Origin of the sequence: Rhizobium sp. 32-5/1, assembly GCF_029537235.1 — a bacterium.
Classification (GTDB): Bacteria; Pseudomonadota; Alphaproteobacteria; order Rhizobiales; family Rhizobiaceae; genus Pararhizobium.
Genome location: NZ_CP120638.1, coordinates 2,358,760 through 2,381,364 on the forward strand (window position 1 = coordinate 2,358,760; position 22,605 = coordinate 2,381,364).

At 61.1% G+C, this 22,605-nt stretch carries 18 protein-coding genes and 3 pseudogenes; 10 read left to right on the forward strand and 11 right to left on the reverse strand.

Annotation, left to right across the window (positions count from 1 at the left end):
• The first annotated feature begins 8 nt into the window (after positions 1–8).
• Together P6U16_RS12090 and scpA are read left to right on the forward strand one after the other, a co-directional pair.
• Positions 9–2,030 carry an acetyl/propionyl/methylcrotonyl-CoA carboxylase subunit alpha gene (locus tag P6U16_RS12090; RefSeq protein ID WP_277700795.1) on the forward strand — a complete coding sequence of 674 codons (2,022 nt, stop codon included), beginning with the start codon at positions 9–11 and terminating at the stop codon, positions 2,028–2,030.
• On the forward strand, positions 2,030–4,171 hold the full coding sequence (scpA, locus tag P6U16_RS12095; protein ID WP_277700796.1) for a methylmalonyl-CoA mutase: 2,142 nt from the start codon (positions 2,030–2,032) through the stop codon (positions 4,169–4,171). Before P6U16_RS12090 ends, scpA begins: the two co-directional genes overlap by 1 nt.
• 12 nt (positions 4,172–4,183) lie before the next feature.
• On the opposite strand, the gene P6U16_RS12100 is transcribed toward scpA, so the two are convergent.
• The 3 genes and pseudogenes from P6U16_RS12100 to P6U16_RS28360 all read right to left on the reverse strand — a co-directional run.
• Complete coding sequence (locus P6U16_RS12100; RefSeq protein WP_277700797.1) at positions 4,184–5,179, reverse strand: MDR family oxidoreductase; 996 nt, start codon at positions 5,177–5,179, stop codon at positions 4,184–4,186.
• Positions 5,180–5,310: 131 nt separating this feature from the next.
• On the reverse strand, positions 5,311–6,537 hold the full coding sequence (locus P6U16_RS12105; RefSeq protein WP_277700798.1) for an FAD-dependent oxidoreductase: 1,227 nt from the start codon (positions 6,535–6,537) through the stop codon (positions 5,311–5,313).
• A gap of 293 nt (positions 6,538–6,830) precedes the next feature.
• Positions 6,831–7,033, reverse strand: a pseudogene (locus tag P6U16_RS28360) (fatty acid desaturase); the annotation flags it as partial.
• A gap of 182 nt (positions 7,034–7,215) precedes the next feature.
• Here P6U16_RS28360 and P6U16_RS12110 point away from each other — a divergent pair.
• Together P6U16_RS12110 and P6U16_RS12115 are read left to right on the forward strand one after the other, a co-directional pair.
• Entirely contained in the window at positions 7,216–7,500 is a 285-nt protein-coding gene (locus tag P6U16_RS12110) for a PRC-barrel domain-containing protein (protein WP_277700799.1), read from the forward strand.
• Positions 7,501–7,686: 186 nt separating this feature from the next.
• Complete coding sequence (locus P6U16_RS12115; protein ID WP_277700800.1) at positions 7,687–7,809, forward strand: hypothetical protein; 123 nt, start codon at positions 7,687–7,689, stop codon at positions 7,807–7,809.
• On the opposite strand, the gene P6U16_RS12120 is transcribed toward P6U16_RS12115, so the two are convergent.
• Together P6U16_RS12120 and P6U16_RS12125 are read right to left on the reverse strand one after the other, a co-directional pair.
• Entirely contained in the window at positions 7,806–9,200 is a 1,395-nt protein-coding gene (locus P6U16_RS12120) for a sensor histidine kinase (RefSeq protein ID WP_277700801.1), read from the reverse strand. The two genes, P6U16_RS12115 and P6U16_RS12120, sit on opposite strands and share 4 nt — an antisense overlap.
• Positions 9,197–9,874 carry a response regulator transcription factor gene (locus P6U16_RS12125; RefSeq protein ID WP_277700802.1) on the reverse strand — a complete coding sequence of 226 codons (678 nt, stop codon included), beginning with the start codon at positions 9,872–9,874 and terminating at the stop codon, positions 9,197–9,199. Before P6U16_RS12125 ends, P6U16_RS12120 begins: the two co-directional genes overlap by 4 nt.
• Before the next feature lie 77 nt (positions 9,875–9,951).
• Between P6U16_RS12125 and P6U16_RS12130 the strand changes: the two genes are divergently transcribed.
• The 5 genes from P6U16_RS12130 to P6U16_RS12150 all read left to right on the forward strand — a co-directional run bounded on the left by P6U16_RS12130 (position 9,952) and on the right by P6U16_RS12150 (position 14,601).
• Positions 9,952–11,019: an ABC transporter substrate-binding protein gene (locus P6U16_RS12130; RefSeq protein WP_277700803.1), complete on the forward strand. Its 1,068-nt coding sequence runs from the start codon at positions 9,952–9,954 to the stop codon at positions 11,017–11,019.
• 254 nt (positions 11,020–11,273) lie between these two features.
• Positions 11,274–12,218 (forward strand): tripartite tricarboxylate transporter substrate binding protein, encoded by a 945-nt coding sequence (locus tag P6U16_RS12135; RefSeq protein ID WP_277700804.1) that lies wholly within the window; start codon positions 11,274–11,276, stop codon positions 12,216–12,218.
• Positions 12,202–12,705: a tripartite tricarboxylate transporter TctB family protein gene (locus tag P6U16_RS12140; RefSeq protein WP_277700805.1), complete on the forward strand. Its 504-nt coding sequence runs from the start codon at positions 12,202–12,204 to the stop codon at positions 12,703–12,705. The genes P6U16_RS12135 and P6U16_RS12140 overlap by 17 nt, the downstream gene beginning before the upstream one ends.
• Positions 12,706–12,715: 10 nt before the next feature.
• On the forward strand, positions 12,716–14,233 hold the full coding sequence (locus tag P6U16_RS12145; protein WP_277700806.1) for a tripartite tricarboxylate transporter permease: 1,518 nt from the start codon (positions 12,716–12,718) through the stop codon (positions 14,231–14,233).
• A 200-nt stretch (positions 14,234–14,433) separates the two neighbouring features.
• Entirely contained in the window at positions 14,434–14,601 is a 168-nt protein-coding gene (locus P6U16_RS12150; protein ID WP_277700807.1) for a hypothetical protein, read from the forward strand.
• 186 nt (positions 14,602–14,787) lie between these two features.
• Here the strand turns inward: P6U16_RS12150 and P6U16_RS12155 are convergent, their stop codons facing one another.
• The gene (locus tag P6U16_RS12155) at positions 14,788–15,852 is read right to left on the reverse strand and encodes a DUF475 domain-containing protein (protein WP_277700808.1); all 1,065 of its coding nucleotides are present in this window, start codon (positions 15,850–15,852) and stop codon (positions 14,788–14,790) included.
• A 417-nt stretch (positions 15,853–16,269) separates the two neighbouring features.
• Here P6U16_RS12155 and P6U16_RS12160 point away from each other — a divergent pair.
• Positions 16,270–17,183: pseudogene (locus tag P6U16_RS12160) on the forward strand (DMT family transporter).
• A 6-nt stretch (positions 17,184–17,189) separates the two neighbouring features.
• On the opposite strand, the gene P6U16_RS12165 reads toward P6U16_RS12160, so the two are convergent.
• The 5 genes and pseudogenes from P6U16_RS12165 to P6U16_RS12185 form a co-directional block, all read right to left on the reverse strand.
• Complete coding sequence (locus P6U16_RS12165) at positions 17,190–18,104, reverse strand: SMP-30/gluconolactonase/LRE family protein (RefSeq protein ID WP_277700809.1); 915 nt, start codon at positions 18,102–18,104, stop codon at positions 17,190–17,192.
• 14 nt (positions 18,105–18,118) lie between these two features.
• A pseudogene (locus tag P6U16_RS12170) lies at positions 18,119–19,068 on the reverse strand (ABC transporter permease).
• On the reverse strand, positions 19,065–20,012 hold the full coding sequence (locus P6U16_RS12175) for an ABC transporter permease (RefSeq protein WP_277700810.1): 948 nt from the start codon (positions 20,010–20,012) through the stop codon (positions 19,065–19,067). Before P6U16_RS12175 ends, P6U16_RS12170 begins: the two are co-directional and overlap by 4 nt.
• Positions 20,009–21,478 carry a sugar ABC transporter ATP-binding protein gene (locus P6U16_RS12180; protein WP_277700811.1) on the reverse strand — a complete coding sequence of 490 codons (1,470 nt, stop codon included), beginning with the start codon at positions 21,476–21,478 and terminating at the stop codon, positions 20,009–20,011. Before P6U16_RS12180 ends, P6U16_RS12175 begins: the two co-directional genes overlap by 4 nt.
• A 76-nt stretch (positions 21,479–21,554) precedes the next feature.
• On the reverse strand, positions 21,555–22,571 hold the full coding sequence (locus P6U16_RS12185) for an ABC transporter substrate-binding protein (protein ID WP_277700812.1): 1,017 nt from the start codon (positions 22,569–22,571) through the stop codon (positions 21,555–21,557).
• Positions 22,572–22,605: the final 34 nt, after the last annotated feature.

A 22,605-nucleotide genomic window follows, 5' to 3' on the forward strand; every position in this document is an offset into this window, starting at 1 on the left:
AACCATCCATGATCCAGAAAATCCTCATCGCCAACAGAGGCGAAATTGCCTGCCGGGTTATCAAGACGGCCCGAAAGATGGGCATCAGGACGGTCGCCGTCTATTCCGATGCCGATCGCAATGCGCTGCATGTCGAGATGGCCGATGAGGCCGTCCATATCGGGCCGGCGCCGTCCAGCCAGTCCTATATCGTCATCGACAAAATCCTCGAGGCGATCAAGCAGACCGGTGCCGATGCCGTGCATCCGGGCTATGGCTTCCTGTCAGAAAATGCCGCTTTTGCCGAGGCGCTGGAAAAGGCGGGCGTGGCCTTCATCGGCCTGCCGGTGGGCGCCATCAAGGCGATGGGCGACAAGATCACCTCGAAGAAGCTGGCGGCGGAAGCTGGCGTTTCCACCGTGCCCGGTCATATGGGGCTGATTGCGGATGCGGAAGAGGCGGCACGGATTTCCGCGTCGATCGGCTATCCGGTGATGATCAAGGCCTCGGCTGGCGGCGGCGGCAAGGGCATGCGCATCGCCTGGAGCGACGACGAAGCGCGCGAGGGCTTCCAGTCATCGAAGAAAGAGGCGAAGAATTCGTTCGGCGATGATCGCATCTTCATTGAGAAGTTCGTCACCCAGCCGCGGCACATCGAAATCCAGGTGCTCGGCGACAAGCACGGCACCGTGCTTTATCTCGGCGAGCGCGAATGTTCGATCCAGCGGCGAAACCAGAAGGTCATCGAGGAGGCGCCATCGCCGTTTCTCGACGAGGCGACCCGTCGCGCGATGGGCGAGCAGGCCGTGGCGCTGTCGAAGGCGGTCGGCTATCATTCGGCTGGCACCGTCGAGTTCATCGTCGATGGTAACAGAAATTTCTACTTCCTCGAAATGAATACCCGCCTGCAGGTCGAGCATCCGGTCACGGAACTGATCACCGGCGTCGATCTGGTCGAACAGATGATCCGGGTCGCGGGCGGCGAAAAGCTCGCCTTCGGCCAGGACGATGTGAAGCTGAACGGCTGGGCGATCGAAAGCCGGCTTTACGCCGAGGATCCCTATCGCAACTTCCTACCCTCGATTGGTCGCCTCTCGTGCTATCGCCCGCCTGTGGAAGGGACGAAAGCCGACGGCACCATCGTGCGCAACGATACCGGCGTCTTCGAGGGTGGCGAGATCTCGATGTATTACGATCCGATGGTCGCAAAGCTCTGCACCTGGGCGCCTGAAAAAGAGGGCGGACCGGCCCGTTTGACGGCGATCGACGCCATGTCCGCAGCACTCGATGATTTCGAGGTCGAGGGCATCGGCCACAACCTGCCCTTCCTGTCGGCCGTCATGCAGCACGACCGTTTTCGATCCGGCAATATTACCACGGCCTTCATCGCCGAGGAATTTCCCGATGGTTTCCATGGTGTTGCGCCGGATGACGGATCGGCTCAAAAGCTGGCGGCTGTCGCAACCGTCGTGCACCAAGCGGTTCAGGCCCGCGCCACGCAGATCTCCGGCACCATCGGCAATCATCGCCGGGTAATCGGCAGGGATTGGGTTGTCACCTTCGCTGGCCACGAACATGCCGTGACGCTCGACGCATCCTCGGATGGCGCCAATGTCCGGTTTTCCGACGGGACCACACTCGCTGTTGCCAGCGATTGGACGCCGGGGCGCAGCCATGCCAGCTTTGATATCGACGGCATGATCATGGGCGTGAAGATCGACCTTCTCGGCACGGGTATTCGCCTTCGCTGGCGCGGCATCAACATCATCGCCCATGTCCGCAGCCCGCGTGTCGCGGAGCTTGCGCTGATGATGCCGAAGAAGCTGCCGCCCGATACATCAAAGATGCTGCTCTGCCCGATGCCTGGCGTGATCACTGCGGTCGCGGTGACCCAAGGCGAAACCGTGGAAGCGGGCCAGACGCTGGCGACCGTCGAGGCCATGAAGATGGAGAACATTTTGCGCGCGGAACGCCGGGGTGTCGTCAAGCGCGTGGCAGTGGCTGCGGGTGCGAGCCTTGCCGTGGATGAGCTGATCATGGAGTTCGAATAATGCCCATCGCGAAAACCCTTGCCGATTGGTCCGCTCTCGCCGAACGGGAGCTGAAATCCTCGCCCGACGCGCTGACTTGGCAGACGCCTGAGGGCATCGCCGTGAAACCTCTTTATACCGAGGCGGATCTGGAGGACGTCAGCCATCTCGGCTCGCTGCCCGGCCTTGCCCCTTTCACGCGGGGCCCGCGTGCCACCATGTATGCCGGACGGCCCTGGACGATCCGCCAATATGCGGGGTTCTCGACGGCGGAGGCTTCGAACGCTTTTTATCGCAAGGCGCTCGCGAGCGGCCAGCAGGGCGTTTCCGTAGCCTTCGATCTTGCCACCCATCGGGGTTATGATTCCGATCATCCACGCGTCGAAGGTGATGTCGGCAAGGCGGGGGTGGCGATCGATTCGGTCGAGGACATGAAGATCCTGTTCGACGGCATTCCGCTCGAAAAGATCTCGGTTTCGATGACTATGAACGGCGCCGTCATCCCGATCCTTGCCTCCTTCATCGTTGCCGGCGAAGAGCAGGGCGTGCCGCGCGATCAGCTGTCCGGCACCATCCAGAACGACATCCTCAAGGAGTTCATGGTTCGCAACACCTATATCTATCCGCCGGAACCCTCGATGCGGGTCGTTGCCGACATCATCGACTACACGGCCCGCGAGATGCCGAAGTTCAATTCGATCTCGATTTCCGGCTATCACATGCAGGAGGCCGGCGCGACGCTGGTGCAGGAGCTTGCCTTCACGCTGGCCGACGGCCGCGAATATGTCCGCGCCGCGATTGCCAAAGGTCTGAGCGTCGATGAATTTGCTGGGCGACTGTCCTTCTTCTTCGCGATCGGCATGAATTTCTTCATGGAGGCGGCCAAGCTCCGCGCTGCCCGGTTGCTCTGGACCCGGATCATGGAAGGGTTCCACCCGAAGAAACAATCCTCGCTGATGTTGCGCACCCATTGCCAGACGTCCGGCGTCTCGCTGCAGGAACAGGATCCCTTTAACAACATCATCCGCACCGCGTTTGAGGCCATGTCTGCGGTGCTTGGCGGCACGCAATCCCTGCACACCAATTCCTTCGACGAGGCGATTGCGCTGCCGACCGAGTTCTCCTCGCGCATCGCCCGTAACACCCAGCTGATCCTCCAGCATGAGACCGGCGTCACAAAAGTCGTCGATCCATTAGCCGGCTCCTATTACGTCGAGAGCCTGACGGCGGAGCTTGCGGACAAGGCCTGGGCGCTGATGGAAGAGGTGGAAGCGCTTGGTGGTATGACCAAGGCCGTGGCGGACGGCTTGCCGAAGCGGCTGATCGAGGAAGCTGCGACACGCCGTCAGGCCGCCGTCGATAAGGGCGAAGAGGTGATCGTCGGCGTCAACAAGTACCGGCTCGAAACCGAGGACGATATCGACATTCTCGACATCAACAATGCCGCCGTTCGTATCGCGCAGGTCAGGCGCATCGAGGAAACGCGGCGCAGACGCGACACGGCGCAAGTGACTGCCGCACTCGAAGCATTGACACAGGTGGCGCGCAGCGGAGACGGCAATATCCTCGAGACGGCCGTGACCGCCGCGCGCGCCCGTGCCACTGTCGGCGAAATCTCGGATGCCTTGCGTGTCGTTTTCGGCGATCATACCGCCGTCCCGGAAGTCGTCCACGATATCTATGGCGAGGCCTACAAGGACGAGCCGGAACTGGCAGTGCTTGCCGCCCGGCTTTCCAATTTCACGCAGACGATCGGCGCCAAACCAAAGATCATGGTCGCCAAGCTCGGGCAGGATGGCCATGATCGCGGTGCCAAGATCATCGCCTCGGCCTTCGGCGACATCGGCTTCGACGTTCTGGCCGGCCCCTTGTTCCAGACGCCGGAAGAGGCCGCAGACATGGCCCTTGCAGCCAAAGTGCATGTTATCGGGATGTCGTCGCTGGCCGCCGGCCACAAGACGCTGGCGCCGCAGCTCGTCGATGCGCTGAAAGCCAAGGGCGGCGGGGATGTCATCGTCGTGGTTGGCGGCGTCGTGCCGCGCCAGGATTATCAGTTCCTGCTCGATCATGGCGTTGCCGCGGTCTTCGGCCCCGGTACCAACGTCATGGATGCCGGCCGCGCCGTGCTTGATCTTCTGGAAGGCCGACGGCGGAATAGCTGACGCCGGTCTGGCCTATTTCGTCACGTCGAAGACGACGCGACCGCGAACCTTGCCGGCCACGATGGCCTCAGCCAGTTCCGGCAGGCGCGACAGCGGCTCCTGCTGCGTCATGCGGGCAAGCTTGTCGCGGTCGAGGCTTTCGACCAGCAGCGCCCAGGCCTTTTCACGCCTGGCATGCGAAGCCATGACCGAATCGATGCCGATCAGCGCGACGCCGCGCAGGATATGCGGCATCACCGTTGCCGGAAGATCGGCACCACCGGCGAGACCGCAGGCGGCAACCGCTCCACCCTGGACTGTCTGTGCCAGCACATTGGCGAGCGTCGTCGAACCGACCGAATCGATGGCGCCGGCCCAGCGCTCCTTCTGCAGCGCACCGCCCTTCTCCGAGAGCGTGTTGCGGTCGATGAAGCCGGTCGCGCCGAGTTCTGCCAGATAGTCATGGGTTTCCGGCCGTCCGGTCGATGCCGTGACGGTATAGCCGCGCGCGGCCAGCAGCGTGATCGCCACGGAGCCGACGCCGCCTGCGGCGCCCGTGACCAGCACTTCTCGACGATCGCCGGCGATCGTGCCCCAATCCTCCAATGCCCGGACAGCGAGAGCCGCCGTATAACCGGCAGTGCCGATCGCCATGCTTTCTTCGAGCGTAAACGCATCAGGCAATCGCGTCAGCCATTCGGGCTTCAGGCGCTGGAAGCGCGAATCGCCGCCCCATTCTGTCTCCGAGAGCCCCCAGCCATTGACGACGACCTTGTCGCCTGTCGTCCAGTCCGCGCTGCGGGATTCGATAACGATGCCGGCGAGATCGACGCCGCCGATCATCGGCAGGCGCCGGGCGATCCGACCCTTGCCCGTCACGGCAAGCCCGTCCTTGTAGTTCAGCGTCGAAAAATGCACCTCGACCAGAACGTCATGATCCGGAAGGTCTGCAAGCGTCAGATCCTTGAAACCGGACACAGGCCCGCCGTCCCGATCTTCGATCACCATTGCCCTGAACCGATCCGTCACAACCTTCTCCCTGTTCTATTTGCTCGGAACATGGCATGGCAGCGCCTTAAAATCCAATTGGACCAAAGGCAAAGAAGGTTGAATGGCGGACCGGGCCGTTCCAGCCGACCGAAAGGGGAACGGCCCTGATGTCAGGCGGCGAGCAGGGATTTCAGCTTGGTTTCCGGGGCGGCGAGCGCCAATGGATCGGGCCGGGCGCCGGTGGCAATCATCATTTCGGCCAACCGGATATCCTGGGCGATCGCATTGCCGGGACCGATACCGCTTGCCGCCAACAATCGGCCCGTGACATCCAGATGAAACAGGATGAAGGCCCCGTCGGCCATGTTGCGCCTGATGGTGATGACGGCGCCGTCTGCCAGACCAGCAATCTGCAAGGTCAAGTCATACTGATCCGACCAGAACCAGGGAACCGTCGCGATCGCTTCCTTGCCGCCCAGGAGATTGGTTGCGGCGAGCAGACCCTGGTCCTGCGCGTTGCGCCAGGCTTCAAGTCGAACGCGGCGGCCATCATAATGGGCCAGCGGAAACGAGCAGCAATCGCCGGCGGCAAAAATGTGAGGATCCGATGTGCGCAAATATTCGTCGACCGCGATGCCATTGTCGATCTTCAGTCCGGCCTCCAGGGCAAGTTCGGTATTGGGCAGAGCACCGATCCCCACAACGATCATATCGACGTTGATGGTGCGTCCATCCTCCAGAACGACCCGGGCTTCGCTACGATTCTCCTCAAGCGCCTTGATGCGGGCGCCGCAGATGATGTTGACGCCCTCGGCCTTGTGACGTTCGGAAACCACGTCGGCGATAGCCTCCGGAACGCCTCGGGTCAGGATGCGCGCCTGGCTTTCGATCAGTGTTACCTTTGCGCCCCGCTTCCGAGCCGTCGCTGCCAGTTCCAGCCCGATGAAGCCGCCGCCGATCACGGCGATATGCTTGCCGGGTTGCAGGGATTCGCGGATCATCACTGCATCACGGTGGGTTCGCAGAGTCTTGATTCGCCAATTGCTACCGCGCAGTCCGGGAAAGGAACGCGGGCGCGCACCCGTTGCCAGCAGCAGCCGATCATAGGTCAGGTTGTGGCCGTCGGACAGACGAACCGCTTTTCCCGTTGTGTCGATGCTTTCGATGCTCATGCCTGTGACGAGATCGATCTTTGCATTCGCATATCGACCGGCGTCGGAGACCAGTTTTGGCTCTTGGCCGTGAAGCAGTGCATCCTTCGATAGCGGTGGGCGTTCATAGGGAAGCACGGATTCGGCGCCGACCAGCGTGACCTTTCCCTTGAAGCCCTTTTCGCGAAGGGCGAAGGCGGCGCGGGCGCCACATTCCCCGGCACCGACGATAACGATATGGTCCATGGTTCGAGTCCTTTCAGGAAACGGAAATGAAGACGCTGCGGGGTTCAACCTTGACCGGACAGGTTTTCAGGTGAGGCAAGCGGAAGCACCCTTGGCTTTGCCGGTGTGGCATTCGAAGCGGCGAATATGCTTTGGACATTCTATAATTCTGTCTGGCACCGCCGGTCGGACCCATGGTGCTGCTCGTGCTTGCACCGCCCGTTCTTTCCCCAGACTTCGATCCAGCTCCCGCTCATGGTCACTCCTCCTCATTCCAACGGCCGTCTTGTCTTGTCGTCGTTTCCCGGCTTGCCCTATTTTGCTGCCGCCACGGCGGTTTCACCATGGCGCTCGTGGCAATAGCGATGCACCGAAGGCGGGAGGTCCCGCTTCGGCAAATTGTCTTCGCTACGCACTTGCCGAATGAACGGCGCGATCATTCTTGATACCCCTCCAGGATCAATCGGTTCGGTGCCGACAGGTCATGTTTTATCATTTCATGCCGTTTGGGAAGGGCTGATCGGGCACCACAGGGACACATGTGGTCCTTGAGAGATGGTTCAAGTTGCAGCCCACAGGTGAATGGAGGGATTTCTGCAAACCGAGCGACAGGTTTGGCGTCGATGGAAGGGCCGTGTTTTGGAACAATTAGCCTGAAGTCGGGTTAGTACAGTTCCAACCAACATAGAGGACCCTGAAATGGACCACACCAATCACGTACGCCTTGGCGCCTCCGAACTCACTCCTGACCTTCTTGAAGGTGCCACGATCTACGGTGCCGATGACAACAAGGTGGGCAAGCTTGACCATGTCCACGGTAGCACAGCCATTATCGATGTCGGCGGCTTTCTTGGCATCGGGGCAAAGCCTGTTGCTGTCCCGCTCATTGATCTCGAATTCATGCGCGACGAGGATGGCGATGTCCATGCCGTCACAAACTGGACGAAAGACCAGTTGAAGGAAATGCCGGAGCATCATCACTAAAACGGCATGCTTCAAAGTGAATAGCCCGGCCAAGCGTCGGGCTTTTTCTTGCACAATATTTTTGCTTTTCCAGAATCGTCTGATTTTATGCCATGTGCACTACACAGGTCTGCGTTGCGGTGCGCCATCTGGCTCGTTTCGCCCGCGTCTGTCATAAGGGCGATATTGCAACACATGGAGACTATCATGACATCGCAGCGCAAGCTCGCGAGCCGGTTCGAAACGCGTTTCATCCAGCAGATCTGGAACGCGATCCTTCTTGTTCACACCCGCGAAACCACATCCCTGATGGATCGCCGCGGCCGCTAAAAGGCTTCAGCCGGCGGAAACCCTACCGTGACCTTCAGTCCCCTGCCGTCCGCGCCATCGGACAGGCTCAGCGTGCCGCCGAACAGTCCCGCTATCTCTTCGACGATCGGCAGGCCTAGGCCCATTCCCGGAGCCTGGGTTTCTCCGCCGCGGGCAAAACGCTGGCGTACCATATGGCGCCGCCCGGGCGGAATGCCTGGTCCGTTATCCTCGACTTCCAGCCGGGTGACGTCCGGCGAACTGACAATGCGCGCGGTGATTTCCGCCTGTTTGCCGGCATAGCTGATTGCGTTCTCAATGAGATTGCGCAGCAACTCGCCGATCAGCAGAGGCTCGGCCCGGATGAAGGCCTCTCCTTCCCCTTCGAAGCCGAGATCGATGCCCATCTCTGCGGCCCGCGGTACATGATCCGCAATAATTCCCTGCGCCAGCGCTGTCAGGTCGATCCGCGCCAGCGGCTGTGGTGCGCTGGAGCCGGCTGCGTCGATTTTCGCCATCAGCAGCAATTGCGTCAGAATACGTTCGGCATGCGCTACCGCCTCGTCGCCTTTTCGGGCCGCGATGTGAGCCTCCTCCAGCGTCGTTGCACGCGCAGACAATGCCAACTGCGTGCGGATGATGGCAAGCGGCGTGCGCAACTGGTGGCTGGCATTGCCGCTGAAATGGCGCAGGGCGTCCAGTGCAGATTGCAGGCGCACCATGAAGGAATTGACGGTTTCTACTAGGCCTTGGATCTCGCTCGGCACGGATTGTTCGATCGGATGCAGGTCATTGGGGCTGCGCTCGGCGATCGCATCCGCCAGCCGGTAGAGCGGGCGCAGCGACACGGTGACGGCAATCCAGACGATGACGGCGGCGCCGAGGATCATCAATGCGAGGCGGAGCGCCGAACGCAGCAGGATCGCCTGCGTCAGCTGCCGCCGGGCGATCGTCGTTTCGGCGACGGTAACCGTGAAGGGTACGGAATTGATGCCGGTCGAGGCCGAGCGCGAAAGGACCGCGAGCCTGATCTGCTCGCCGCGGAAACTGGCATCGCCATAGGCTGTCGATTGCCCTTTCATATCGCTGACGGAGGGCAGGGTCTGGTAGCCCGTGATGAACTGCCCAGGCGGTCCATCGACGCGATAGAAAACACGGTCCTGCGCTGCCGATGTCAGCATTTCCAGCGCCACGTAGGGGATATCGACTTCCAGCGTACCGTCTTCTGCGACGACGACGCGCTCGGCGATCGCCAGCGCCGAACCGGCCAGTACCCTGTCAGAGACGATATCGGCGGTCTTAACCGCCTCGCGATAGGTATCGATCAGGGCGAGCACCCCGATGACGGCGGTGGAAATCAGCAGCCAGCCCAGCAGTCGCCGCCGCAGGGAGTAGACGGCGGGCCGCGTCATGCCCCCTCCGTCGATTTGTCGAGATAATAGCCGATGCCGCGGGCGGTGCGCACCGTCAGCCCATGGGGCGACAGCCGCTTGCGCAGCCGACTGACATATTGCTCGATGGCATTGGCACTCAGATCGTCGTCGAAGGCGGTCAGCGATTGCATGATCGCGTCCTTCGAAACCACCTTGCCGGCCCGCAGGAACAGGATTTCCAAAAGCCCGAGTTCCCGGGCCGGAATATCGATCGGCGCTCCTTCGGCGGAAAACGTGCGTGATGTCAGATCGAACGAGATATTACCGTAGCTGGCCAGCGACGATCGCATGCCCGCTTGCCGGCGCAGCAGCACGCGCACCCGCGCTTCGAATTCGCCGATGTCGAACGGCTTGATCATGTAGTCGTCGGCGCCGCGATCAAGGCCCTTGATACGCTCTTCAGGCGTTCCGCGCGCGGTCAGGATCAGCACCGCTGCCTTGTTCTGACGGGCGCGCATGGAGCGTAGAACGTCCAGTCCGTCCATTTCCGGAAGCGTCAGATCGAGAATGACGAGATCGAAGGTTTCCGTCGCGATGACCGCATCGGCGGAGGCGCCGTCGCGCACCACATCCACGGCATAACCGCTGCCGCGCAGGATGGCGACAAGCCCGTCCGCCAGCGCCGCATTGTCCTCTACCAGTAGAATACGCAAATCCGATGTCTCCCTCGGCATACTGTACCGGTCGTCCCGGCGCTTGTGAACGGGGCGTGCTGCGGCATGATCGGTTTATGCGTTTGGCTGTTCTCATTTTTCTGTTGTTTGGATGTCCGCTGACGGCGTATGCGCAGCCGGTGGTTTTCCCGGCTCTGTCGGGTGCTGCCGATGCGCGGGAACTCCTGGTCTATTCGTCGCTAGACGAGCCGCTTGCCAAGCCGATGATCGCGGGGTTCCAGGCTGCCAATCCGGATGTCGCCGTCCGCTACGAGGACATGCTGACCGGCGAGATTTACGACCGTATCGTCAAGGAGACGGATGCAGGGCAGAAAACGGCCGATTTTGCCTTTTCCTCGGCCATGGACCTGCAGGTTAAACTCAGCAATGACGGCTATGCGCAGCGCAGCGACATGCCGATGAGTGCGCGCTGGCCGGCCTGGGCCAATTGGCGCAACACGGCTTACGCGCTGACTTTCGAGCCAGCCGTGTTCGTCTACCACAAGCCGAGTTTCACCAAGGAGCCACCGCCATCGACCCGGGCGGAATTCGTCGCCTATCTCAAGCACCAGGGCGATGCGGTGCATGGCCGAATCGGCACCTACGACATCGAGCGCTCCGGCGTCGGCTTCCTGTTCATGGCGCGCGACCAGGAACAGTTCGGCGATATCTGGTCCGTGATCGGCGCGATGGGGGCCGCCGGCGTCAAGCTCTATTCCACAAGCTCGGCCATTCTGGAAAGAGTGGCCGATGGCCGCTTCGTGCTTGGCTATAACATTTTGGGTTCCTATGCCGCGGACTGGGCATCACGCCATCCGGATGTCGGCATTGTGCTGCCGAGGGACTATACCGTCGTCATGTCTCGTATCGGCCTCGTACCACAGTCAGCGGCTTCGCCTGATCTCGGACGGCGCTATCTCGAATTCTTCATGTCGAAGGAGGGGCAGTCGATCATGGCCCGCGAGTTGCAGATCGCAGCCGTCAGCCCGGATGTGGCGGGCGAGAACACGGCCAACATGATGCAGTCCATGCTCGGCGCGCAGCTTCGGCCGGTGCCGGTCAGTCCGGGCCTCATGGTTTATCTCGATCAGGTCAAGCGCGCGCGCCTGATTGCCCGCTGGAACGATGTGCTGCGTTTGCAGTAGACGAAAAGCGGAAATTAATGGACAGTGAACGTCCAAGGGCATCGCACATGTCAGCTAAATGTCAGCTTCGTGTGATGGCTTGTGGTTCTTCGGTATCCGTGGAGGCGGATGCTTGAAACGGCCTGGGAGGGGCTTACCGATTTGGCATACTGGCGGTCCGCAAGGATTGTGCGATAAGCTTTCGGTTCAAAATCTCCCCGTCCGTGAAGATGAACAACGCGCTCGAAAGAGAGCGCATGACGGAGGATTTTATCTTGAAGCAGTTTTTTCTGGCATCCATCCTGGCCGGCGCAATGGCGCTGCCAGCAGTCGCTGCCGACTACACCATCATCGCACCGGCGAACCCGGGCGGTGGCTGGGACCAGACGGCCCGTTCCATCCAGTCGGTCATGCAGCAGGAGGGCATCTCCTCCAACGTGCAGGTTCAGAACGTTCCGGGTGCCGGCGGCACAATCGGTCTTGCGCAGTTCGCCAGCCAATCGGCCGGCAACGCCAATGCACTGATCGTCGGCGGCTATGTCATGGTCGGCGCTATCCTGACCAACAAGTCGCCCGTTTCGCTGAGCGACGTGACGCCGATCGCACGCCTGACCGGCGAATATGAAGCCATCGTCGTGCCGGCTGATTCGCCGCTGAAGACTATGGGTGACCTCGTTGAAGCCCTGAAGAAAGATCCGGGCGCTGTCTCCTGGGGCGGCGGCTCGGCTGGTGGCACGGACCATATCGCGGTCGGCCTGATCGCCAAGGCTGCCGGTGTTGATCCGACCAAGATCAACTACATCGCTTTCTCCGGCGGCGGTGAAGCGTTGGCCGCCATCCTCGGCAACCAGGTCACAGCAGGCATTTCCGGCTATGGCGAATTCGAAAGCCAGGTCAAGTCCGGCACCCTGCGCCTGCTCGCCGTTTCGAGCCCCGAGCGCATTGCCGGCATCGACGCGCCGACCATCAAGGAAGGCGGCCTTGACGTCGTCGTTGAAAACTGGCGCATGATCGCCGCCGCACCCGGCCTGACGCCGGAGCAGACGGCAGCCGTGTCGGCTGATATCGAAAAGCTGGTCAAGTCCGCCGGCTGGCAGGAAACCTTGAAGACCAAGGGTTGGGCTGACACCTATCTCGCTGGCGATGCCTTCAAGGAACAGTTGGCAAAGGACGTTTCCGCTACGGAAGCTGTCCTCAAGGACATTGGTCTCGTTCAATGAGCAAGGGTCATACCCTTCAACGGAAACGCGCCGCCCTGATTGGGCGGCGCTTGCCATTGCCGCGTTTCTGGCGGCGCTTGCCGGTCTGATCTTTTGGGATACGTCGCGGCTTGCAACGATTGCCAGCTATTCCGGCATCGGGCCGGGAACAGTACCCTTCGTCATCGCCTGCGGCCTGCTTTTCCTAGCCGCGTGGACCGTTTTTGAAGCGTTTCGAGGCGATTTTCCCGCGCGTGAACGGCAGGAGTTCGGCCCGGTCTTCTGGATCGTCGGCGGTCTTGCGCTGCAGATGTTGCTGTTGAAGACATTGGGCTTTTCCATTGCCACCGGCCTGCTTTTTGCGTTTGCGGCGGCCGGCTTCGGCAAGCGCAAGCTCTGGTTCACGATCCCGATCGGCATCGCTCTCAGTCTCGGCGTCTGGCTGATCTTCTCGGGCCTCTTGCAGTTGTCGCTGCCTGCCGGGCCGCTCGAACGCCTCTTCTGGTAAGGCCAAAGCCATGAACACATTCGAATTCCTGCTGCAGGGGCTGGTCATCGCCGCGCAGCCGATGAACCTGATGTATGCGCTGATCGGTGTAACGCTCGGGACCGCCGTCGGCGTTTTGCCGGGTATCGGCCCGGCGCTGACCGTGGCGCTTCTTCTGCCCGTCACCTACAAGCTTGATCCGGCAGGTTCGCTGATCATGTTTGCCGGCATCTATTATGGCGGCATGTATGGTGGCTCGACGACCTCGATCCTGCTCAACACGCCCGGTGAAAGTGCCTCGATCGTCACCGCGCTCGAGGGCAACAAGATGGCGCGGGCGGGACGTGGAGGTCCGGCACTGGCAACGGCTGCCATCGGCTCCTTCGTCGCCGGCCTGATCGCCACGATCGGCCTCGCCTTCATCGCGCCCTTCGTGGTGAAGCTGGCGCTGGTTTTCGGTCCGCGCGAATATTTCGCTTTGATGGTTCTCGCCTTCGTCACCGTATCTTCTGCCTTCGGCGATTCGACCTTGCGCGGTTTGACCTCGCTGTTCATCGGGTTTGCCCTTGCCATCATCGGCATCGATCAGTTGACGGGGCAGGCGCGCATGAGTTTTGGCGTGCCGGATCTGCTTGACGGTATCGAGGTCACGACACTTGCCGTGGCAATGTTCGCCATTGGCGAATCCCTTTATATCGCCGCCCAGGGCAATCTCGGTCCCGACAAGGTCGAGGCCGTCAAGGGTTCGGTCTGGATGAGCAAGCAGGATTGGTCGCGGTCCTGGAAACCGTGGTTGCGCGGAACGGCGATCGGCTTCCCGATCGGCGCTATGCCGGCCGGCGGTGCCGAAATCGGCACCTTCCTCTCCTATGCGACCGAAAAGCGCCTGACCAAACATCCGGAAGAATTCGGCAATGGCGCCATCGAGGGCGTCGCGGGGCCGGAGGCTGCAAACAACGCGTCGGCCGCCGGAACGCTCGTGCCGCTTCTGACGCTCGGCCTGCCGACGACGGCGACGGCCGCGATCATGCTCGCCGGCTTCCAACAATATGGCCTGCAGCCCGGTCCTCTGTTGTTCGCGACCAATCCGCAACTCGTCTGGGGGCTGATCGCCTCACTGCTGATCGCCAATTTCATGCTGCTGGTTCTGAACCTGCCGCTGGTCGGTCTCTGGGTAAAGCTGCTGACGATCCCCAAGCCCTGGCTCTATGCCGGCATCCTGCTGTTTGCGACGCTCGGCACGATCGGCGCCAATCCGTCGGTGTTCGAACTCGGCATGCTCTTGGCTTTCGGCCTGCTCGGTTATGCGATGCGCATCTTCGGCTATCCGATCGCGCCGGTGGTTGTCGGATTGATCCTTGGTCCGCTGGCCGAGCAGCAGTTGCGCCGGGCGCTGGCCATCAGCCAGGGCGACGTCACGGTGCTGTTCACCTCGCCGATCGCTGCCGTGCTGCTCGTCATTGCCGCGGCGGCGCTGATCGTCCCGCTGATCCTGCGCGCGCGCGGACGTGGCCAAGTCCTGTCGCAACTGGCGGCAAATGAAGACTAGAGTTTGTCAGCGATAAGAACGACAAACGACAACAAAACCATCTGACGCTCCTCCCAAGACCGTCAAGAACAGGGCCCGGTGACCTCTGGTTAACCGGGCCCTGTCTATTTGCATGGCTGTGATGAGTTTCTGTGCATTGTAAACAAGGGGCTTCGGGCGCATCTTCCTGTCATAGAGAAACAAGGAAAGTGAGTTCAAAGATGTCCGCCTACAAACCTGCCCGTGGCTTTTTCAGCAATGCCTTCGCCATCTTCGGCGCAGCCTCCGCTGCTGCAGCGGCTGTTGAAGGCAACCGTCGCCCGCGCGACCGTGATCTCCAGACGCTCGGCATTAACCCGGCAAACTTCCACTCCGTCAAGCGCGGCTGACCGGACCCTGCCTGCGCGCGGTTTCCGTCGCGCGGCTGCTTCGATCGCCCTATTGATCCCAAAACAAAGCCCGCCGGTCAGATGATGACTGGCGGGCTTTTTCATGGCTATCGAGTGCTCTACAGTATCAATCCATGGCATTTTTCCGGATTCAGGTGAGTTCACCTGAATCCGGATACTCTCGTATTATCCGTGTGCTTCGCGTATCTCTTGCTTGTTGTAGCGGATCGAAGACCAGAGGGAGATACCGATCAGGGCCGCGCCACCAAGGCCGGTAATGACCTCAGGAATATGCACGAGCGTCTGGCAATACATGATCACCGAAAGGATCAGGATTGCGTAGAAGGCGCCGTGTTCGAGATAGCGGTATTCGGCAAGCGTGCCCTTCTCCACCAGCATAATCGTCATCGAGCGCACATACATGGCGCCGATGCCAAGGCCGATGGCGATGATGAAGAGGTTCTGCGTCAGGGCGAAGGCGCCGATAACACCGTCGAAGGAAAAGCTGGCATCCAGCACTTCGAGGTAGATGAAGGCTCCAAGACCGCCCTTGGCCGCAGCACTCATCGTCTGCTGGGATGCATCGAGCAGCCCGCCCACAACCTCGACTGCGAGGAAAGTCAGGAGGCCATAGATCGAGCAATAGACGAAGGTCGTTGCCTCTTCGCCTTCGAGCAGGGACGAAAACACCAGGATGATGGTCAGGACGAAAGCAATCTCGACGCCCTTGATGGTGGCGAAACGCGCCATCTTGCTTTCGAGCCAGGCGATCCAGTGTACGTCCTTTTCATGATCGAAGAAGAACTTCAGGCCGACCATCATCAGGAAGGTACCGCCGAAGGCGGCGATCGGCAGGTGAGCATCATTCATGATGCGCGCATATTCTTCCGGTCGAGCGGCTGCGAGAATCATCGCATCGATCGGTCCGATGTTTGCAGCGATGACCACGATCAGGAGCGGGAAGACGATGCGCATGCCGAAGACGGCGATGATAATGCCCCAGGTCAAGAAGCGGTGTTGCCAGACCGGCGTCATGTCCTTGAGCTTGTTGGCGTTGACGATGGCGTTATCGAAGGACAGGGAGATCTCCAGCACGGCAAGCACCGTGCAGATGAAGAACACGGTGGCCGTGCCGCCGATCGTCCCGGTCGTTTGCCAGCCGAGCCAGGCGCCAAGCACAAGACCCACCGCCGTGACGATGAAGGCCCATTTGAAATATCCAAGGGTGGTCGTGGAGGAAGCCGGTGTCATGGCCGCGCCTCCTGTACCGATGCGCGCGCATCAAAAGCTGCAAAAGGCAAAAAAGCTCGCATACCGTCACGGGCATGCAAAGAACGCATGAGGTGGATTTTCATCTGTTTGTATTCCGCCGGCTGTTTGCTGGCGGTACCGACATCACGAGAGCGCCGTTTAAAACTCTCGCCAGAGGGGCCCGGCACCAGGTTTACTTCGCAGGCGTATATCTATGCCCTGCTTCTGCGAAGACAAACTTTTTAGCAACTCCTCCGTCAAGGTCAAGCGCGGACATCGAACAGAACCGGGGGTACTGCATATTTTTTGCCCAGGCAGGATGCCATTCGCAATCGTGATGAACCCATCCGGTTTCCGGGATGGATGGCACGGCCAAAATATGCAACGTGCGGGATCCAATCGTTCAAGAGCACGCCCATGAGCACCCCCAGCGCCACGCTTCCCATCCATGGCAATTCTGCGCGCAACGGCGTTTTGATCATGCTGCTCAGTATGCTGATGTTTTCTCTGAACGACGTGATGGGCAAATGGCTGGTGGCGTCCTATTCGGTCAACCAGCTGATGCTGATCCGAAGCTTGGCGGCACTTGTCGTGCTGTCGCCGTTTCTGATCCGTCGCGGCTGGCGCAGTCTCATCATCGTTGATCGCCCCTGGCTGCAGGGACTTCGGGCTCTGCTCTTTGCTGCCGAAGCCTCCGCCTTCTATTTCGCGGTCAGCTATATGTCGCTTGCCGATGCCATGACCTATTGGCTGGCGGCCCCGATTTATGTTGCCGCAGCCTCGCCCTTCCTGCTCGGTGAAAAGGTCGGATGGCGGCGCTGGTCGGCAATTCTCTTTGGTTTCGCCGGCGTCGTTGTTGCGCTTGAGCCGTCCAGCGAAAGCTTTTCGCTACCCGCACTGATCGCCATCGCCGGCAGCGCTGCTTTCGCCGTTGCCATTTTGCTGGGGCGGACCTTGCGGGAGACGTCGGACACGACATTGATCTTCTGGCAGGTGACTGGCGCTCTGCTTTTTCGGCCTGCGGCCTGGCCATCGAGCCCTCCGGCTGGACGCCGGTCTCCGGACAGCCGCTGATGATGCTTTGCCTGCTCGGCATCGTCGCCATGCTCGCCCACATCTTCGTCACGCGGGCCCTTAAGCTGGCGGATGCCGCAACGGTGGTGCCGCTGCAATATACGCTGCTGCTCTGGGCGATCATTTTCGGATGGGCCTTCTTCGGCGATACGCCGAAGCTGACGACCTTGACGGGGGCCGGCATGATCGTTGCCGCCGGCCTGTTCATTTTCTTTCGCGAGCAGCAGATCAAGCGGCGCGAAAGCCGCAGGGCCTGAAACCTGTCAAGGCATTTGCGCCCCGGTTGCGGTTACGTAGATGGAATAGAGCGACCGGGTTGCGGTGATGAAGAGCCTGTTGCGGCGCGGACCGCCGAAGGTGAGGTTGGCCACTGTCTGCGGCACCAGGATCTTGCCAAGCAACGTGCCGTCGGGCGCAAAACAATGCACCCCGTCGGCAGCACTCGACCAGACATTGCCTGATGTATCGACCCGCATGCCGTCGGGGACGCCGTTGTCGATGTGGCAGAACACTCGTCCATTGCTCAGCGTGCGTCCATCATTAACGTCGAAGACGCGGATATGGCGGGGTGCAGTATCGTCGTGGCTCGCACCGCTGTCGGCGACATAGAGCAGGTTTTCGTCGGGCGAGAAAGCAAGCCCGTTCGGCTGCAGGAAATCGCTGACCAGCGCTGTGATCTCGCCGGTTACCGGATCAAGCCGATAGACGTTTCGGCTCGATTGTTCGGGTTCGGCCTTGTAGCCCTCGTAGTCGGAGAGAATGCCGTAGGTCGGATCGGTAAACCAGATCGAGCCATCGGAACGCACAACGACGTCATTGGGCGAATTCAGATGCTTTCCCTGAAAGCGGTCGGCGAGGACTGTGATCGATCCGTCCGGCTCGGTGCGTGTGACGCGTCGTGTCCCGTGTTCGCAGGAAACCAGTCGGCCCTGACGGTCGCGCGTGTGGCCATTGGTGAAATTGGAAGGCTCGCGGAACACCGAAACATTGCCGTCCGGCGTCCAGCGCAGCATGCGCTGGTTGGGAATATCGCTCCACAGGAGATGCCGGGCGTCATCAAACCAGACAGGACCTTCCGCCCATCGGCAGCCGGAATAAAGCTCCTCGAGTGCTGCGCTGCTGTTGAACAACGCCTTGAACCTGTTGTCGTGGACTTCGAAAGGCGAGGAAGCTGGCATGGGATCAATCCGTATTATCGTTGATTGGGGTTTCGGCCGCCGGCCAGGACGATGACGGCGATGATGATGAGGCCGGTCATGATGAGCCGAATTCCGGCGCCGGCGCCGTAGGTGTTGAGCATCGACACGACCAGGAACATGAACAGCGACGCCCCCAGATGCCTGGCACATTGCTGTCGCCACCGGCCACCGCCGTGCCGCCGATGACAACGACGGCGATCGACATCAGCAAATATTCCGAGCCCATGTTGAGTGCGGCGCCGCCGGAGAAGCTGGCAAGCAGATAGCCGCAGATGGCGGCAAGCACGGCGCAAAGGATATAGGTGATGAAGCGCGTGCCATCGACCGGAATGCCGGCCATGCGTGCTGCCCGGATGCTCTGGCCGATCGCGGCGATCCAGCGGCCGTATACGGTTTTCTGCAGGAGAATGAAGGCAAGTACGGACAGGACAAGCGCGACGAAGGCGACGTTCGGAATGCCTGCTGTCGTCTCCGTCGTGAATTTTGCCAGCACTTCCGGCGGCTTAATCCGCAGGCCGCGATTGGTCCAGATCGCCGTCGATTGCACGATGAAACTCATCGACAATGTCGCGATGATCGGCGGAATCTGCAGGAGCTTGATCAGCGCATAATTGCCGATGCCGACAGCGACGCCGATGCCGATTGCAACAATGAGGCCCGGCAGGATCATCGAATTATCGACATTCATGAATTTCAGCGCAACGGTGCCGGCCAGCGTCATGGTGGCGGGCACGCAAAGATCGATATTGCCAGGCCCCAGCGTGATCACGAACATCTGGCCGATGCCGACGAGGATCGAGAAGGCGGCGAAGGTCAGTGCCGCCTGGCTGAGGCCGACCGTGCTGGCGCCGCCGGTAAACAGGATGGTGGCGGCCCAGACGGTCAGGGCTGCGACGAAGGACCAGATCCACGGCCTGCGCACAAGGGAGGCAAGGCGGGTCATGCGCGTTTCTCCCGGCGTTCGAGGCGGTTGAGCAGCAGTCTTAGCCCGAGCACGACAATGAGGATGGCGCCTTGCGCACCGATCTGCCAGTCGGGCGAGATGCGCAGGAAGGACAGGAAGGAGCCGGCGAGCGTCAGCGTCAGCGCGCCGATGACAGCCCCGATCGGCGAGACCCGCCCGCCGGTGAATTCACCGCCGCCAAGGATGACGCCGGCGATCGACAGGAGCGTGTAGCGCAGCGCGATATTGGCATCGGCAGACGTGGTCAGTCCGACCAGCGAGATACCGGCGAGGATGGCAAAGACCGCGGCAAGCGCATAGGTCGCGGCGCGGGCACCGATGATCGACCAGCCGGCACGTTCGACGGAACGCGCATTGCCCCCGACGCCTCGGAGGATGACACCGAAGGAAGAGCGCATGATCAGGAAATGCGAGACGAGCGCGATGATGATGCTGGCAATGATCGCCATCGGCGCGAAGGGCGGCTTGGAGATCATCAGCGCCCGCACCCATTCCGGCGCCTGACCGCCGGGGGCCGGCAGAATCAGGACAGCGAGGCCGCCCCAGACGAAGCTCATGCCGAGCGTGACGACAATGGAGGGCAGGTTGCGCACGTGGATCAGTACGCCCAGCGCCGCATAGGTGGCGACGGCTGCGGCGAGGATGAGCGTGCCGAGCGCCGGTGTCGCCTGCAGGAAGGTGGCCGCGACGCAGGCGACGAAGCTGACGAAGGTACCCATCGACAGGTCGAGATCGTTGACTGTCATGATCAGCATCTGCGCGATGGTCGCAAGCGCGATCGGGACGGCGAGATTGAACAACAGGTTGAGCCCGATATAGCTCATGGCCCGCGGCTGCAGGTAGAAGACGGCAATCAGCAGGATGGTCAGCGACAAAGCCGGGATCAGCAGCCGGACGGTATCGGAGGACAGGATTTTTCTCATGCGGCAGCGCCCATGAAGGAAGCAGCCAGGATGTTCTTTTCCGTCACGTCTTCGCCCTTGAGTTCGGCGACGATCGCGCCATTGTTGAAGACATAGACGCGGTCGCAGAGGCAGACCTCGTCCATTTCCGTCGAATACCAGACGAAGGTCCGGCCCTTGTGGGCTTCGTCCCGGAGGATCGCGTAGACTTCCTGCTTTGTGCCGATATCGACGCCTCGCATCGGATCGTCCATCAGCACGGCTGGCGCCGGTGTCGCGAGCGCTCGGGCAAAGAGAACCTTCTGCTGGTTGCCGCCGGACAGCGACAGGATCGGATTATCGACGTCAGGCGTGCGTATCTCGATGCGGTCCTTCCAGGACTGGCCAAGCGCTGCCTCGCCTGTATCGTCAAGAAGGCCGCCGCGGCGCGACAGGCCCGACAGATGCGCGATCGACAGGTTCTTCAGGATGCTCCAAAGCGGAAAGACACCGTTCAGCGCGCGGTCGCCGGCAACGAAGGTCACGCGCGGCGCACGACCATTCATCCAGTTGCTGGTATGGGATAGATAGAGATCAACGAGCATATCGGTCTGGCCATGGCCGCCGAGACCGGCAAGGCCGATGATCTCGCCGGAAAACGCCTGGAACGAGAGACCTTTGCCGCGCCGCTCCGCCGCGGTCAGCAGCGGTTGCAGACCATGCGTAGGCTTGATTGTCTTGGCGATGTCGCGACCCTTGACGACGCTGCCCATGGCAGCGACGAGGCTGTGTTCGTCGAATTCGGTTGCCGGTCGCTCCGCCACCACGCGGCCGTCCTTCATGACGATGATGCGGTCGGAGGTCGTGAGGATTTCACCCAGGATATGCGAGATCAGGATCACCGAGCCGCCGGCAGCAACGAAGCTGCGGACATAGGCAAGCAACTGGGTGGCAAGGCTTGCATCGAGCGACGAGGTCGGTTCGTCGAGAATGACGAGCCGGACCGGTTGTGCGACGTGCGAAAAAGCGGTTGCGATCTCTACCATCTGCCGCTCGGCGATGGACAGGTGGCTGACCGGCGACGCCACGTCTATGCCGTGGCCGGGGAAAATCTCATCCAGTTTCGCGCCGATGATCGCGGCCGCACGGCGGCGCCAGCCCCAGCCTGTCAGGGTCTGGTGCATGATACGGGTGTTTTCGATCACGGTCAGGTTCGGGCAGAGCGACAGTTCCTGGAAGACGCAGCGCACGCCGTTGGCCCGGGCGGTGCCGATGCCGTAGCGCACTGCTGCGGTCCCGCTGAGGCTGATCGTTCCTGAATGCGGCGTCAGTCCGCCATTGATGACGTTGACGATGGTCGATTTGCCGGCACCGTTGTGGCCGACGAGGCCGACGCATTCGCCCGGCATGATTTTAACGCTCACGCCATCGAGAGCCTTGACGGCGCCAAAGCTGACCCTGGCATCCGCAACCTCGATCACCGCGTGCCGTTGCGGTTCGTCTGTCATGCTTCATGTTCCCGGAACAAGGGACGGTTCTGCACGGTCCGGGGACCGGCAGAACCGCCAGTTGGGAGGATCGGATTTATTTGGCTTCGGCTATGACCTTTTCGGCATCGGCCTGAGAATATTCGACATTGGCGACGCCGCCTTCCTGGGTGTTAGCCAGGCTGGTTTCCAGCGTATCCTGGCTGATCGAAAGGAAAGGCACGACGAGATCTTTCTTGACCTCCTTGCCGTCGAGGATCTGCTGGGCGACCCAGAAAGCGAGCGTCGAGACTCCGGGTGCGATCGAGACCGACATGGTCTCGTAGCCATTGGCGTCCTTCTGTTCCTTCCACCATTTCAGCTCGTCCTGGCGATTGCCCATGACGATGGTCGGCATCGGCCGCTTGGCGGCGTCGAATGCCTGGGCCGCACCATAACCGTCCCCGCCCTGAGTGACGACGGCGGCAATTTCCGGCAGGCTCGGCAGGATGCCGGCAACGGCCTTCTGGGCGACGTCCTGCGCCCAGTCGCCGTGTACGGAACCGACGATCTTGAACTGCGGGAACTGAGCGACGCCGGCATGGATGCCGGCCGAGATTTCGTCATCGACGAAGACGCCGGCAAGACCGCGGATTTCCAAGAGATTGCCGCCAGCCGGGATTTTCTTCGAGAGATACTCGACCTGGCTGCGGCCCATTTCCTTGAAATCAACGGCGATGCGCCAGGCGCAGGGTTCCGTCACGATACCGTCGAACGAAACGACGGTGATGCCGGCATCGCAGGCTTCCTTGACGGCGCCGTTGAGGGCGGTCGGCGATGCGGCATTGATGACGATGGCGTCATAACCCTGAAGGATCATGTTCTGGATCTGGGCTGCCTGCTCGGTCGCCTGGTTTTCCGCGGTGGTGAAGGGGTCGGCCGCGGCGACGACGCCTGCCTTGACCGCTTCGCCGGTGACCTTTTCCCAGCTTGTCAGCATGGCCTGGCGCCAGGAGTTGCCGGCATAATTGTTGGACAGCGCAATCTTCTTGGCGGCTGTATCTGCAAGGGCCTGGATCGGCATCGCGGCGCACATAAGTGCAGCCGATGCCAGAAGCATCTTTCTGAAATTCATCTCTCTCTCCCTGTTGATCCGGCTTTTTCCGAAG